The 14162-nt window shown below is 28.5% G+C and carries 16 protein-coding genes; 7 read left to right on the forward strand and 9 right to left on the reverse strand.

What is annotated here, in order from left to right:
• Window positions 1-82 precede the first annotated feature (82 nt).
• Together ACRC8M_RS04290 and ACRC8M_RS04295 are read right to left on the reverse strand one after the other, a co-directional pair.
• Window positions 83-253 carry a 4Fe-4S binding protein gene (locus tag ACRC8M_RS04290; protein ID WP_438528012.1) on the reverse strand — a complete coding sequence of 57 codons (171 nt, stop codon included), beginning with the start codon at window positions 251-253 and terminating at the stop codon, window positions 83-85.
• An 18-nt stretch (window positions 254-271) separates the two neighbouring features.
• Window positions 272-643: a pyridoxamine 5'-phosphate oxidase family protein gene (locus ACRC8M_RS04295; protein ID WP_438528013.1), complete on the reverse strand. Its 372-nt coding sequence runs from the start codon at window positions 641-643 to the stop codon at window positions 272-274.
• 156 nt (window positions 644-799) lie between these two features.
• Between ACRC8M_RS04295 and ACRC8M_RS04300 the strand changes: the two genes are divergently transcribed.
• Together ACRC8M_RS04300 and ACRC8M_RS04305 are read left to right on the forward strand one after the other, a co-directional pair.
• Complete coding sequence (locus ACRC8M_RS04300; RefSeq protein WP_438528014.1) at window positions 800-1315, forward strand: RrF2 family transcriptional regulator; 516 nt, start codon at window positions 800-802, stop codon at window positions 1313-1315.
• Window positions 1316-1427: 112 nt separating this feature from the next.
• The gene (locus ACRC8M_RS04305) at window positions 1428-2069 is read left to right on the forward strand and encodes a CatA-like O-acetyltransferase (RefSeq protein ID WP_438528015.1); all 642 of its coding nucleotides are present in this window, start codon (window positions 1428-1430) and stop codon (window positions 2067-2069) included.
• 61 nt (window positions 2070-2130) lie between these two features.
• Here the strand turns inward: ACRC8M_RS04305 and ACRC8M_RS04310 are convergent, their stop codons facing one another.
• From ACRC8M_RS04310 to ACRC8M_RS04335, 6 genes are all read right to left on the reverse strand, one after another.
• Window positions 2131-3870 carry an NADH-dependent [FeFe] hydrogenase, group A6 gene (locus ACRC8M_RS04310; protein WP_438528016.1) on the reverse strand — a complete coding sequence of 580 codons (1740 nt, stop codon included), beginning with the start codon at window positions 3868-3870 and terminating at the stop codon, window positions 2131-2133.
• A 6-nt stretch (window positions 3871-3876) separates the two neighbouring features.
• Window positions 3877-5451, reverse strand: coding sequence for an NADH-ubiquinone oxidoreductase-F iron-sulfur binding region domain-containing protein (locus ACRC8M_RS04315; protein WP_438528017.1), 1575 nt, complete (start codon window positions 5449-5451; stop codon window positions 3877-3879).
• Window positions 5448-5936 carry an NADH-quinone oxidoreductase subunit NuoE family protein gene (locus ACRC8M_RS04320; RefSeq protein WP_438528018.1) on the reverse strand — a complete coding sequence of 163 codons (489 nt, stop codon included), beginning with the start codon at window positions 5934-5936 and terminating at the stop codon, window positions 5448-5450. Before ACRC8M_RS04320 ends, ACRC8M_RS04315 begins: the two co-directional genes overlap by 4 nt.
• 109 nt (window positions 5937-6045) lie before the next feature.
• Window positions 6046-6450 (reverse strand): PhnA protein, encoded by a 405-nt coding sequence (locus ACRC8M_RS04325; RefSeq protein ID WP_438528019.1) that lies wholly within the window; start codon window positions 6448-6450, stop codon window positions 6046-6048.
• A gap of 109 nt (window positions 6451-6559) precedes the next feature.
• Window positions 6560-7357 (reverse strand): class D beta-lactamase, encoded by a 798-nt coding sequence (gene blaOXA, locus ACRC8M_RS04330; protein WP_438528020.1) that lies wholly within the window; start codon window positions 7355-7357, stop codon window positions 6560-6562.
• A 166-nt stretch (window positions 7358-7523) separates the two neighbouring features.
• Complete coding sequence (locus ACRC8M_RS04335) at window positions 7524-7859, reverse strand: winged helix-turn-helix transcriptional regulator (RefSeq protein ID WP_438528021.1); 336 nt, start codon at window positions 7857-7859, stop codon at window positions 7524-7526.
• A gap of 233 nt (window positions 7860-8092) precedes the next feature.
• On the opposite strand from ACRC8M_RS04335, the gene ACRC8M_RS04340 reads away from it, so the two are divergent.
• Window positions 8093-8713, forward strand: a complete 621-nt coding sequence (locus tag ACRC8M_RS04340) for an NADH:flavin oxidoreductase (RefSeq protein WP_438528022.1) — start codon at window positions 8093-8095, stop codon at window positions 8711-8713.
• Between the two features lie 3 nt (window positions 8714-8716).
• The gene (locus ACRC8M_RS04345; protein ID WP_438528023.1) at window positions 8717-9037 is read left to right on the forward strand and encodes a hypothetical protein; all 321 of its coding nucleotides are present in this window, start codon (window positions 8717-8719) and stop codon (window positions 9035-9037) included.
• Window positions 9038-9208: 171 nt separating this feature from the next.
• Here ACRC8M_RS04345 and ACRC8M_RS04350 read toward each other — a convergent pair whose 3' ends face one another.
• Window positions 9209-9910 (reverse strand): GntR family transcriptional regulator, encoded by a 702-nt coding sequence (locus tag ACRC8M_RS04350; RefSeq protein ID WP_438528024.1) that lies wholly within the window; start codon window positions 9908-9910, stop codon window positions 9209-9211.
• A gap of 154 nt (window positions 9911-10064) precedes the next feature.
• Here ACRC8M_RS04350 and ACRC8M_RS04355 point away from each other — a divergent pair, with 154 nt between their 5' ends.
• From ACRC8M_RS04355 to ACRC8M_RS04365, 3 genes are read left to right on the forward strand one after another with little or no spacing between them, the layout of a single operon-like run.
• On the forward strand, window positions 10065-11660 hold the full coding sequence (locus ACRC8M_RS04355) for a PTS transporter subunit EIIC (protein ID WP_438528025.1): 1596 nt from the start codon (window positions 10065-10067) through the stop codon (window positions 11658-11660).
• 17 nt (window positions 11661-11677) lie between these two features.
• A complete protein-coding gene (locus ACRC8M_RS04360) occupies window positions 11678-13009 on the forward strand; it encodes a family 4 glycosyl hydrolase (protein ID WP_438528026.1) in 1332 nt (443 codons plus the stop codon).
• Window positions 13010-13019: 10 nt separating this feature from the next.
• Entirely contained in the window at window positions 13020-14006 is a 987-nt protein-coding gene (locus ACRC8M_RS04365; RefSeq protein WP_438528027.1) for an aldo/keto reductase, read from the forward strand.
• Window positions 14007-14162: the final 156 nt, after the last annotated feature.

Consider the following 14162-nt stretch of genomic DNA (forward strand, 5'->3'; position numbering starts at 1 on the left):
ATAAAAATATTTATCCTTAAATAGTAACACAGAATAAAATTTTTGTCCAAAAAATATCTCTTTTTAGATTTAAGATTTTTTGTTAAACAATACATTTAGAAGGGCAAGCTAATTGACAAGCTCCACAATCAACACATGCATTAGAATCTATAAACCTTTTTTTATCTTTTATTTGAGATATACAACCTACAATACACGTTCTTTCACAAAATCCACATCCAATACAATTTTCTTCTATTATTTGTTTTGCCATTATTATCTCTCCTTAGATTTAAAGTGTTTGTTTATATGATGTTACGGTAATTTCTAAAACTCTTGTAAGAAATGAAAATTTCTCTTTCATCATATGGAAGTCTGTGCCCTCTTTTAAAAATTTAGCAGTTCCTTCAACCAAAAAACCAGTTCCCATATATCTATATCCCATTACTTCATGACTACCTAATGTTAATTTTACTTTTGGATTTTCAATAACATTTTTCTCTGTTAGAATCATTGCAGCAGCGGGAATTAAAATTTTATTATTATCAATTATAGTGAGGTAACTATTCCAAGTATTAGAAACGTGAGCCCCATTTGGTCCACAAGTGACAATAGAAACTACTCCTTCGTGTTTTAATACCTCTAAAAATTTTTCATTAAACATAAAACCTCCTATAAAAATTTATATTAGCGACAATTATTGTCGTTAATTATATTAACATTTTATAAAAGCTATGTCAATAAAAAATATCGTTCTTGAATCAATAATATTTTGATGATAAAATATAAGATGATAAAATTTTTAAAGGAGTATGAAATTATGAAAATGTCAGTAGGTGTAGAGTATGCTATTCATTGCCTTTTATATATAGTAAAGCTTAAAGATAAAGATTATATTGGAATTAAAGATTTAGCAGAATTTCAAGGAGTATCAGAATCTTATTTAGCTAAAGTTTTTACAAAATTAGGAAAAGCAGGAATAACTAAATCAGTTCCAGGAGTAAAGGGTGGGTACGAGTTAGCACGAAACCCAGAAGAGATATCTTTTTGGGATGTAATTGAGGCCATTGAAGGAAAAGAGCCTCTTTTTCAATGTGTAGAGATTAGACAGAAAAATATTTTAGTGGATCAACATAATCTTCCGGAATCATATACCAAATGCCCATGTTTTATTAAAGTAGTTATGCAAGAAGGAGAGAATGAGATGAAAAAATATCTTTCAAAAAAAACTTTAGCATGGTTATATAATGAAGTTTATGGAAGAATTCTTCCGCAAGAAACTGAGGGTGAGACTTTAGAGTGGTTTAAATCTAGAAGAAATATAGAATTAAAATAAGGATTATAGATAAGTGGAACAAATATTTTTAAGAAATAATTAATTAAAGATATAATTTATATGATATTGAATATAATCTTATTAAGAATTAATAGTTTGAAGGAGAAGTTAAATGTTTTTTAAAGAGATTGATATTGAAAATTGGAAAAGAAAAGAGTACTATGAACATTTTTCTAAGGATATTCCATGTACAGTAAGTTTAGCAACAAAAATAGATATAACTAATATAAAAGAATTAAATTTGAAAATTTATCCAGCACTAATTTTTGCATTAACTAAAACTGTTAACGAGTTTGAAGAGTTTAGGATAAATAAAAATTCTAATGGAGTTTTAGGGATTTATGAAACTTTATATCCTTGTTATACTTATTTGAAAGAGGGAAATGATTTATTTACTAACTTATGGAGTGATTCTATCAGTTCCTACTCTGAATTTTATAGCTCATATGTTATTGATGTATCTAAATTTGGAGATAGTCCAAAAATGATTGGAAAAGAAAATCTTCCAGAAAATAGTTTTCCGATTTCAATGATTCCTTGGAATACTTTTGATGGATTTAATTTGAATTTGAAAAATGGATATGATTATTATTTTCCTATATTTACTTTTGGAAAATTTTATTTAGAAAATAATAAATATTTAATCCCTTTAGCTATTCAAGTTCATCATGCAGTATGCGATGGTTTTCATCTTTGTAAGTTTATAGATAAGCTTCAAGAAATTATCAATGATAAAAAAAATTTTTTAAATTAAGAAGAAACTGTATAATAAGAAATTAGAAAAAATACACCCGCTAAATGCCGGTGTATTTTATTTATTTTTTTAATAATTTTGTATGGAGTAACAATTTTGCTTTTTCTGAACAGGGAGAGTCAAAATATTCTTCATATAATTTTCTTACATATGAATTTTCATGAGATTTTCTCAACTTACAATTTTTATCTATTTTATTTAGCGAGTTGACTCTTTTTTGTAATATTTGAGTTTTTTCATGAATAAATGGTTGGCCACCACCTCCAACACATCCATAGTGACAAGCCATTATCTCTATTGCATGATAGAATTCTTTTCCTGATTCAATCTCCTCCAAAAGTTTTCGAGCGTTCCCAAGACCATGTGCTATTCCAACTTTTAATTGTGTTGATCCAAATTTTATTTTTTTAGTTATTAAACCCTTGGAGTTTTCAATCTCTAAGATATTTATATCCTTTAATTCTTCGTGCATCATCCATTCATAGGTAGTTCTCAAAGCAGCTTCTAGAACTCCACCAGCCCTTCCAAATATTATCCCAGCTCCTGTATACTCACCCATTGGAGAATCGAATTCATTATCTATTATTTCAGGAAAATCAATATTGAAATATCTTATCATATCTGCAAGTTCTCTTGTTGAAATAGACATATCCGTATCTCTATTTCCGTCTTTCATAAATTCAGGTTTTGAGGCCTCATATTTTTTAGCTAAACAAGGCATTATAGAAACGACCACTAAATTTTTTCTATCTATTCCCATTTTAGGAGCCCATATATTTTTTGCAACTGCTGAAAACATTTGTTGAGGAGACTTACTTGTAGATGGAATATCTAGTAAGTTTGGAAAGTTATATTCTATAAAATTTATCCATGCTGGGCAACACGAGGTCAATAGAGGAAGTTTTATATTTTTATCTCCTGAAAAATAACCCTCAAGCCTCTCTTTTAATTCAGTTGCCTCTTCCATAATTGTTAAATCCGCTGCCCAAGTTGTATCAAATACTCCGTCAAATCCCATTTTTTTAAGTGCTGTAACAATTTTTTTCTCAACATTTAAGCCTACTTCCATTCCAAACTCCTCACCCAATGCAACTCTAACAGCAGGAGCAACTTGTGCTATAACTTTTTTATTAGGATTTGCAAGAGCCTCCATAACTTCCCAAGTATAATTTTTTTCATGTAGAGCACCAACAGGGCAAACATTCACACACTGACCACAGAATGTGCAAACGGTATTATCTAAATTGTTTTCATATGCTGTGGAAACCACTGAGTGAAAACCTTTATTTATAGCTGATAAAACTCCACATGTTTGAATTTTATTGCACATGGTTTCACACCTTCTGCACATGATACATTTTTCAGGATCTCTAATAATGGATTCAGAGTATTCACTATTAAATTGATTTCTTTCTCCGTTAAATCGAATCTCTTTGAGTCTGAATTCCTGTGTTAATTTTTGCAGTTCACACTCTCCGGACTTTGAACAAGTTAAACAATCTTTAGGGTGATTTGATATTAAAAGTTCAAGTATATTTTTTCTAATTTGAATAATTTGGGAGGAATTTGTAATAACATTCATTCCTTCCCAACAAATAGTTGAGCAAGCTGGGTATAAACCATCTCTTTGGTCTACCTCTACAACACATATTCTACAAGTTGCGTGGTTGTTAAAAAAATATCCATCTAATTTTAAATTACAAAGAGATGGAATTTTTATACCTATATTTTTAGCAGCAGTTAGAATAGTTGTATTTTTAGAAACTTGAGTTTTAAAACCATCAATTGTTATTTCAAACAAAATATATCATCTCCTTTCTAGTTTATCTAGATACTCATTTCTAAATTTTTTTAATGTTGATAGAATCGGATTTGGGGCAGATTTTCCTAGTCCACAAAGAGATGCTCTTCGGATTGTGATACTAAGCTCTTCTAATAGATTTAAATCTCTTAGTTCTCCTTTTCCATTTAATATTTTATCTAAAATCTCATATAATCTTTTTGTTCCAATTCTACAAGGGGTACACTTTCCACAGGACTCACCCACAGAAAATCCAATATAAAACCTAGACATTTCAACCATACAATCATCCTCATCTAAAACAATTAATCCTCCAGATCCCATCATGGCACCTCTTTTTACAAGTTCATCATATTCAACGGAGATATCTAAATCCTCCTCACTTAAACATCCACCAGATGGGCCTCCTGTTTGAACAGCTTTGAATTTTTTGCCGCCTTTAATTCCACCACCAATTTCATAAATTATCTCTTCTAATTTTGTTCCTAGAGGAACTTCAACTAAACCAACTTTTTCAACTTTACCTACAAGAGCAAAAATTTTAGTTCCAGGTGATTTTTCTGTTCCAATTGCTTTATACCAATCAACACCATTTTGGAAGATTCTGGTTATATTTGCAAATGTTTCAACGTTATTTACTACAGTTGGTTTTTCTCGGTAACCAGACTCAACAGGATAGGGTGGTTTTGCTTTTGGCTCGCCTCTTTTTCCTTCCATAGATTGAATAAGAGCAGTTTCCTCTCCACAAACAAAAGCACCAGCTCCATATTTTAATTCAATATTAAAACTAAAATTTGCTCCAAAAATATTCTCTCCCAATATACCATGTTTTTTTAAATCTTCTATAGCTTGTGGATATTCAGCTCTTATATAGATGATTCCATTTTTAGCCCCTACAGCATATCCTCCGATAATCAATCCTTCTAATACTAGATGTGGATCTCCAGCTAGAATAGATCTATCCATAAAAGCTCCAGGATCACCTTCGTCTGCATTGCAAACAATATATTTTTCATCACCTTTATTTTCATAAAGAGCTCTCCATTTTTTACCTGTTGAATACCCAGCTCCTCCTCTCCCTCTTAATCCAGATTTTTCTACAGAGTTAACAATGTTTTCTCTTGAAAAATTGGCTAGTATATTTTCTAATGAAAAATAAGCTCCTCTAGCTATAGCAGCTTCAAAACTTTCTGGATTTATGTCACCACAATTTAAAAGAGAAACTCTTTTTTCTTTTATTCTAGGAGTTATATCACCCTCGATTTTTTTATTTGTTATTATTTTATCTAAAATATCTTTTGCTTTTTCAATAGTGACCTCTCCAATAATTTTTACTTCTTTTGATTTAGGTTCAAGTATTTTTAAAGTTGGTTCACAGTAACAAAATCCCATGCATCCAGTAGGAATAATCTCTATATCTAAATTTTTATTCTTAATCTCTTCTAAAAAATAGTTATAAATTTTTTCTGAACCAGAGGATTTTGCACAAACAGACATGGCTATTTTTATTTGAAGTTTCTTATGTTCACGCTCGATAAAATTTTTCTTGATTTGATCCAAGTCTTCTTTTTTAGTAATCATATTCCTTCCTCCTTATATTTTTTTAATATTTCTGTTAAAGATTCAGGAGTTAATTTACTATAAATTTTACCATTTATATTAGCTACAGGGGCTAAAGCACAAGCACCAAAACACCTAACTACACTTAGAGAAAAAATTCCATCTTCAGTTACTTGTCCTATGTCTATATTTAAAATTTTTTTAATTTCTTTCAGTAGATTTTCAGATTTATTTATATAACAGGCTGTTCCCATACAAAGATGAATCGGATACTTTCCCTCTGGTTCTGTTATAAAATAATTATAAAATGTGATTACGCCATAAATTTCAGCAATAGGAATTCTTAATTTTTTAGATATTAAATTTTGAATATCTTTTGGAATATATCCAAATATGTTTTGAGCTTTTCTTAAAACGATAATTAGTTGCTCTTTGTCTGGTCCTACAAAGTTTAAAAATTTTTCAAATTCTAAAAATTTTTCTTTAATAGAATTTTTTTCGTCCATTTGCAATCCTCCTAAAAACTATATAAATATATATTTATATTTTTTTCTACTTTTTCCTTTACATAATTTTTCAAAAAATAAAAAAACTTTTCTCTGTTATGAGAAAAGTTTATTCTAACTCTATAGTTTTAATTAATTCTTCAGTTGTTTCATCAATGTAAAGGTCATCTAAGATAACTTCGGCCCACGAATATTTTTTTGACATCTCCTTTAGTAGGACAATAGACAGAGCTCTTACCATATCAACTTCACTCCACATAGAATTACTTAAAAATCTAAAATCGTTCTCTTTAGCTTTTTTTATTCTCTCTAATTTATCTCTACACTCGTCACAGATAAAAATACATCTTTCTACCTCTGGCTCCTCTTTAGTTGGTGGAATTTCAAAGATACTTAGGCTTACACCTGTAGCTTCACAAAGCTCACACTTTGACTTAGCCCTTCTTGTAAGTTCTTTTCCAAAACTATTTACTTTATTTTTTCTTTCCAAATATTGGTCATAACCTTTTGCCATTTTAATTCTCCTTCATTTCAATTCTATACATTGATGGTAACACAATTCAAAAAAAAAATCCAACCATAAATTGGTTGGATAAAAATGAAAAATATTTTTTAATAAAATTTTATATAATATCTAAAGCTTTTAAAGATTCTTTTGCAATCTCTTCACGCTTAGGTAAATCTTTACTTTCTTTCATATCTAAGTTTATAGCAAAACTATATACTTTACCATTTTTTTCTATCCAACCAACAAACCACCCAATTGGAATTTCTATATTTGAAGTCGCCCATCCAGTCTTTCCATGTAAAGTCCAATTTTCATTTTTTTCTAAAATTGTTATTTCTTGGATTTGTTTTTGAATATTCTCAGCATATGGTAATTCACTATTTCCTAATTTAGTCAATAATTCACACTGTTCTACTGCACTAATTTTTAAAGGCCCTCTTAACCAAAATTGATCAACTTCTTTTCCAATATTTTTATTTCCAAAATTTAATTTATTGATTTCTTCTTGCATTTTTTTTGTTCCAATTTTTCTAGCTAGTAATTGATAAGCAGGAACTTGTGAAACTTTAATAGCATATCTTAGATTTGAATCTTGAGCCCAACTTTTTAAAAATACTTTTTCGCCATTATATTTATAAAAAGTATCATCAACATTTTTTACAACTCCAGTGTGTAATCCAATTAGAGAATTATAAATTTTAAAAGTAGAAGCTGGATAAAATTGTTCCTCTGCTCTTTTTTTATTATAGCCAATAAAATTATTATTTTGTACATCGTAAAGGACAAAAGTTCCCTGTAACTTATTTTTTTCAAATATTTCTTCGATTTTTTTATTCTCAGTAAAATTTAAAGCTAATAGCTGAAATGATAAAATTAGAAAAATATTTAGAATGTAAAACGTTCTTTTTTTCATAATTAAAATTAACTCCTTTTATTTTTTGCTCTTTTAGTATATCTTATAATCTACAAATTGTAAACTAGCAAAATATTTCATTATTTTTTTTAAACTTTTACTATATTTTTGAAATATATTATCAGTTTTTATATATAAAAATTTTGTATTATATAATTTTATTAATCTATTTAACAGAGAAGGACTCTAAGTATTTTTTAGCCCATTGTTCAATCATTTCTAAAGCTGGCAGAAGAGCTAAACCTTTTTCTGTAAGTTTATATTCAACTCTAGGTGGGACTTCTGGATAGACTATTCTTTCTATAATTTTTTCTTCTTCTAACGCTTTAAGCTGTTCGTTTAATATTTTTTGAGTAATTCCATGAATCCTTCGTTGAAGTTCTAAAAATCTAACAGGTTCATCCTTTAAATGACATATAATTAATGCTTTCCATTTTCCACGAATAAACTCTAAACCTAAATCCAATTGACAAAAATAATTTTTATCTTTATAATTTAACATTTTCTCTCCCTTTATTTTCAAAAAATTTAGTACCTTAATTTTAACATTTAAATTATTAATGTCAAATAACAAAATATTTTTAATGTCATAAAATATTTTATTATGCAAAAAGTCTAATTTTATTTAATTCTTACAAAAAAGTAAGTAGTCTTACAAAAAAGTGCGTACTTGTTATAGAGATTATAATAAAATATAATCTTGTTGTAATGTAAAAAGCTTAAAGGAGATTAATTGTGAAAAGTATTTTTGATAAAATAAAATTAGGTAATTTAGAAATGAAAAATAGAATAATAAGAGGAGCATTATGGGAAGATTTAGCAGATGAAAAAGGTCATTTAACTCCAGAGCTTTCAGCTATTTATGAAGAATTAGCTCGAGGTGGAGCTGGAACTCTTATTACAGGATATGCTTTTGTTACTAAAAATGAGCAACCAAATCCTGGAATGATGGGAATATATGATGATAGTTTTATTCCTGAATATCAAAGATTTACAAATAAAATTCATGAATATGGAGCTAATATAATAATGCAAATAGTTTATGGTGGATTCATGACAACATTTAATGTAGGAGAAAGAACTATTTGGGGACCTTTAACTATGCAAAATGAAAATACAAAAACTTGGGCCAAAGAGATTACAAAAGAAGAGATAAAATATTTAGTTAAAGCTTATGCTGACGCTGCATTAAGAGTTAAAAAATCTGGATTTGATGGTGTAGAAATACATGGTGGGCATGGATATCTTCTTAGCCAATTTTTATCACCATATTATAATAAAAGAACTGATGAGTATGGTGGTTGTATTGAAAATAGAGGAAGAATTATATTTGAAATTTTTACTGCTATGAGATAAGCTGTGGGAAAAGATTTTCCTATCTGGATAAAGCTAAATTCTGCCGATTTCGTTAAAGAGGGTGGACTTACAGAAGAGGATAGCATGTATGTTGCTAAAAAACTTTCTAAATTAGGGATTGACGCAATAGAAGTCACAGGTGGAAATGAATCTATAAAAGAGGTATCAGAAAATAATTTAGGTGCTGCTAGAACAAAAGTTGTAGTTTCTAAAGCTAACGAATCATATTTTAAAGACTATGCTAAAAAATTAGCTAAACTGATTGATACTCCAATAATTTTGATAGGCGGGAATAGACATATAGATTTGATGGAGGAGATTTAAAAAAGCCAAAATGTGTCTCATGTAACAAATGTTATTTTACACCAGGAAAGAGATGTATTTTTAATTTAGTTAAATAGCTACGTTGCAATTACTGTTGATAGAAAATAGTTTATTATGAAAACTATAATTGAGAAGAAAATTGATAATTTGATTATCAATTTTCTTCTTTTTTTATCTTTTTGAAGTAAAAGTAAACTCATATATGTTTGGATTAAAATACAGTTCACTATATTCAAAGGGTATATCTTTTTTAGAGATTCCAATAGATGTTTTGTAAAATATTGGTTCACAAGAAGTTAAATTAAATAGTTGAATTAACTCTTCGGTTGGTAGAAGTGGAGTTATTTTATTGTAACTTTCTTTTATAGAAAGAGTTTTTTCTACAAAATCATATTTAGATCCACCCATAATATCTTTAGTTAAATCTGGAAAAAGTTTTTTAGGAAGATATGTATTTTCAAGATTAACAGGAATATTATCTAAGTATCTAACCCTTTTTATAAAGAAAAATATTTCATTAGTATCACAATTAAATATTTCTATTAGTTTTGTATCTCCAGAAATCTCTTTAAATTCAATAACATCTGTGCGTGGAGTTTGCTTTAGAAAATGAGATTTTTCACTAAAACTTAATTGTTCACTAATATTTAAGTTTAAAGTATTTTTTTTTACGTAGTTTCCACTTCCAACTTTTTTCTCCAAAAATCCTTTTAAAACTAAATGCTCAATAGCATTTCTAATTGTAACTCTAGTAACATTATATTCTTCAGCTAATATTCTTTCAGCAGGAAGACGTTCATTTTTTTTATAGGTATTATTTAAAATTTTCTCTTCAAGTTCTTTTGCAATTTCGATATATCTAGGTAATTTCATTAATATCTCCTATATTTTTTGTCTACTAAAACAATTATAATTTTTATTAAAAAAAAAATCAATAAAAAAATTATTGACAAAATTGCAAAAATGAAATATTATTACCTTGTAATTGGTATATACCAATTTTAAAAAAATTGTTTTTGGGGGTCCTATGGATAAAGTTTTAAAAAAAGATTGTGGTTTAAATATTGAAAAACTAAAGAAAACTATAACTCGATTGGGTACTGAATTTTCTAAAGGAATATTAGTTCCAGTATTTACATTACCGATAGTTGGAATGTTATTGGCATTTGGAGTTTTATTAACAAATCCATCTATTCCTTTTTCAAAAATTCAGTGGTTGAATAATTTTGGTGTTTTAACAAAAGATTCATTATTAAGTATATTTATAAATCTATCTCCAATATTTGCTGTTGGAATCGCTTCTGGAATGGCAAAAAGAAAAAAGGGGGATGCTGGATTAAGTGGAATAATTTTATTTTTTATTTTTCTTTATTCTATGAATTCTTTTATGAAAATTCAAGGATTTCTTTTAAGTGGTGATTTAAGGGGAACTGGACAGAGTTTAGTTTTAGGAGTTCAGGTTTTAGATATGGGGGTATTTTTAGGAATTATTTTAGGATTAGTTACAGCTTATCTACATAACAAATTTGTAGATAAAGAGTTCGAAGGTGCAATGCGACTTTATGGTAGTTCAAATTTAGCTTTATTGATAGGTATACCAACTGTAATATTATTATCAATATTTTTTACTTATACTTGGCCAGTAATACAGATTTTTATTGCTAAAATGACAAATACAATTGTTTCTACAGGAGTATTTGGTGTGGGAATTTATGGATTTTTAGAAAGAATTTTAATTCCTACAGGATTACATCATTTGTTATGGGTACCTGTAGAACTATCAGCTATAAGTGGAACTGGTGTAGTTGATGGTCAATATTTAGAAGGTGTCAGAAATATCGCTATGGCAGAGTTATCTTCTTCAACTGTTAATAGATTGGGATCTGGAGCAGTTTATTTAACAAAAGCTATGAGTAAAATGTTTGGATTAGTAGGAGCAGCTTTAGCTATGTATAAATGTGCAAATAGTGATTTAAAAGAAAAAACAAAAGGAATTTTAATTCCAGCTGTGGGAGCAGCAGTTTTCGCAGGAGTAACAGAACCATTAGAGTTTTCATTTTTATTCACTGCTCCAATTTTATTTATTGTTCATGCAATTTTAGCTGGAGTAGGAATGGCAGTAGCTGCACTATTAGATTTAAGAGTAATAGCGGTATCTGGAGGAATTGAATTTTTGGCAATGATGCTTCCAGCAGGAGCTAAAGGAGATACATTTAAATTTATTTTATTAGGTTTTGCTCAAATAGCTTTGTATTATGTTATATTTAAGTTTTTAATAGAAAAATTGAACTTAAAAACTCCTGGAAGAGAAAGTGGAGAAGTAAAGCTTTATAGTAAAGCGGATTATAAAGAAAAAAATAAAGAGAGTGAAAAAAGCGATAAAATAAAAAATATAATTTTAGGATTAGGTGGATCTGAAAATATAAAAACTATTACAAATTGTTACTCAAGACTTAGAGTTCAAGTTAAGGATTTAGAAAAAATAGATGAGAAACTATTGAATACAACAGGATGTAGTGGTATTGTTAAAAATTCTGAGGGAGTTCAAATTATATATGGATTATCTGTTCAAAAGATAAAAAAAGAGGTTTGTAAAGAGTTAAATATAAAAGATGAAGAGTAAAATTAGGGAGGATTATTATGAAAAAATATGTTGTAGTTATAGCAGGTGGGGGAAGTACATTTACGCCTGGAGTTGTAAAAGCTTTATTGAGTAAAAAAAATGAATTTAAATTAGATGAATTAAGGGTATTTGATATAGATGGAGAAAGACAGAGAAAGATTTCTGTTATAACAAAAAGTGTAGTTGATGAAATGGATCCAGGGTTATTATTTACAGAGCATACAAATCCAGAATCAGCTTTTAAAGATGCAGATTTTATATTTGCACAAATCAGAACTGGTAAATATGCAATGAGAGAGTTAGATGAAAAAATTCCTTTATCATTAGGGACAATTGGACAAGAAACTTGTGGTCCAGGAGGAATGGCATATGCACTAAGAGCTATAAAACCTATGGTAGAGTTAGTTGACTACATGGAAAAGTATTCTAAAAAAGAGTGTTGGATGATAAACTACTCAAATCCAGCTTCAATAGTTGCAGAGGCAATGAGAAGATTAAGACCTAATTCAAAGGTTCTTAATATATGTGACATGCCAGTTGGTATGATGCAAAAGATGACAGATATATTTAAATGTGATTATGAAGAGATTGAACCTGAGTACTTTGGACTTAATCACTTTGGATGGTTTACAAGTTTAAAAGTAAATGGTATAGAAAGAATAGATGAAATGAAAAACTTTATAAAAGAACATGGTTTATTCCCTGAAACTAACTATGATTTACAACATAAAGATGCATCGTGGCAAAAAACATATAAAAATATGAAATATATTTTAAATCTTTTTGATGACTATGTACCAAATACATATATGCAATACTATTTATTAGGGGATTTAGTTTTAAATCAATTAAATAAAGATTATACAAGAGCAAATGAAGTTATGGATGGAAGGGAAGCGACATTGTTTAAAGCAATAGATGAGTATGAAAAAACAGGTAATTATGATAGAGAAGCTTTCCATGTTGGAGCTCATGGATTGTTTATAGTAGATGTTGCAAACTCTTTAGCAAATGATTTAAATAAAAAATACTTAGTAATTGTAGAAAATAATGGAGCTATTAAAAATCTTCCAAATGATGCTATGATAGAAATACCATGTTTAATAACTAAGAATGGGCCTATGAGTACATATGAAAATTTAGAAATACCTACATTTAATAAAGGTATGATAGAGCAACAATTAGCTTCTGAAAAATGTTTGGTAGACGCTTATATGGAAAATTCATATGATAAAGCACTTAAAGCGTTAACTTTAAATAAGACAGTTTCTTCAGCATTAAAAGCAAAAGATATTTTAGACAGTTTAATTGAAGCTAATAAAGATTTCTGGCCAGAATTAAGAAAATAAGGAGAAAACTATGACGTATAAACAGTTTAAAGCATTAAATAATGAGAAATTATCTTCAGTTGGATTTGGATGCTGGGCGATAGGTGGTACATGGAACAATACAGAGGATCAAAAATCTATAGAAACAATTAAAAAAGCTGTAGAATTAGGTATAAATTTTTTTGATGTTGCTCCTATTTATGGAATGGGACATTCGGAAAAAATATTAGGAGAAGCCTTAAAAGATTATGATAGAAGTTCTCTTTTTATTGCAACAAAGTGTGGTCTTATATGGGATGAAAATAAAGTTGTTACTAAAAGTATATCAAGAGAAAGTTTATATAAAGAGTTAAATGCCTCGTTAGAAAGACTTCAAACTTCTTATGTTGATTTGTATCAAATACACTGGCCATTTGAAGGAATGGAATTAGAAGAGGGAATGGCTACTTTAATGGAGATGAAAGAAAAAGGATTAATAAGATATATAGGACTATCTAATTTTTCCTTAAAAGATACAAAAAAATGTATGGAATTAGCTGAAATTTCAACACTCCAAGGTCTATACAATATGTTAGAACCAAATTCAGAAATTTATCATCATAAGCAGTTAGAGTATAGAACTGCAAATGAATTGTTACCATTATGCAAAGAGGAAGGAATGGCATTTTTACCATACAGTCCTTTAATGCAAGGATTGTTAACTGGAGAGTTTAAATTAGAAAATAATTTTGATTCATCAGATGATAGATCAAAAAATCCAAAATTAAATGGAGAAAGATTTTTAAATTACTTTAACTGTGTTGAAGAATTAAAAGAAATAGCTCAAGAAATAGGAAAACCATTATCACAAGTTGCTATAAATTGGTTAATAGCTCAAAAAGAAGTTGGACCAGTTATTTGTGGAGCTCAAACACCTCAGCAAATAGAAGAGAATGTGAGAAGTACGACATGGGAATTAGAAGAAGAAATGATTGGAAAAATAGAGAGTATACTAAGTAAATATAAGTTAAATTTTTAGGAAAATAACTCCCCAAAAAGGGGTCCCGTCAGGAAAACGCGGAATAACAACGCTAAGGATTTTCCTGACCATCTATGACCCCTTTATTTTCAATACTTTAATCTATATTTAGCTCTCTTAAAAATTCTAAAGAAGTAGTACAATCTGAATCAAATT

Origin of the sequence: Cetobacterium sp. (assembly GCF_051653945.1) — a bacterium.
Lineage (GTDB): Bacteria > Fusobacteriota > Fusobacteriia > Fusobacteriales > Fusobacteriaceae > Cetobacterium_A.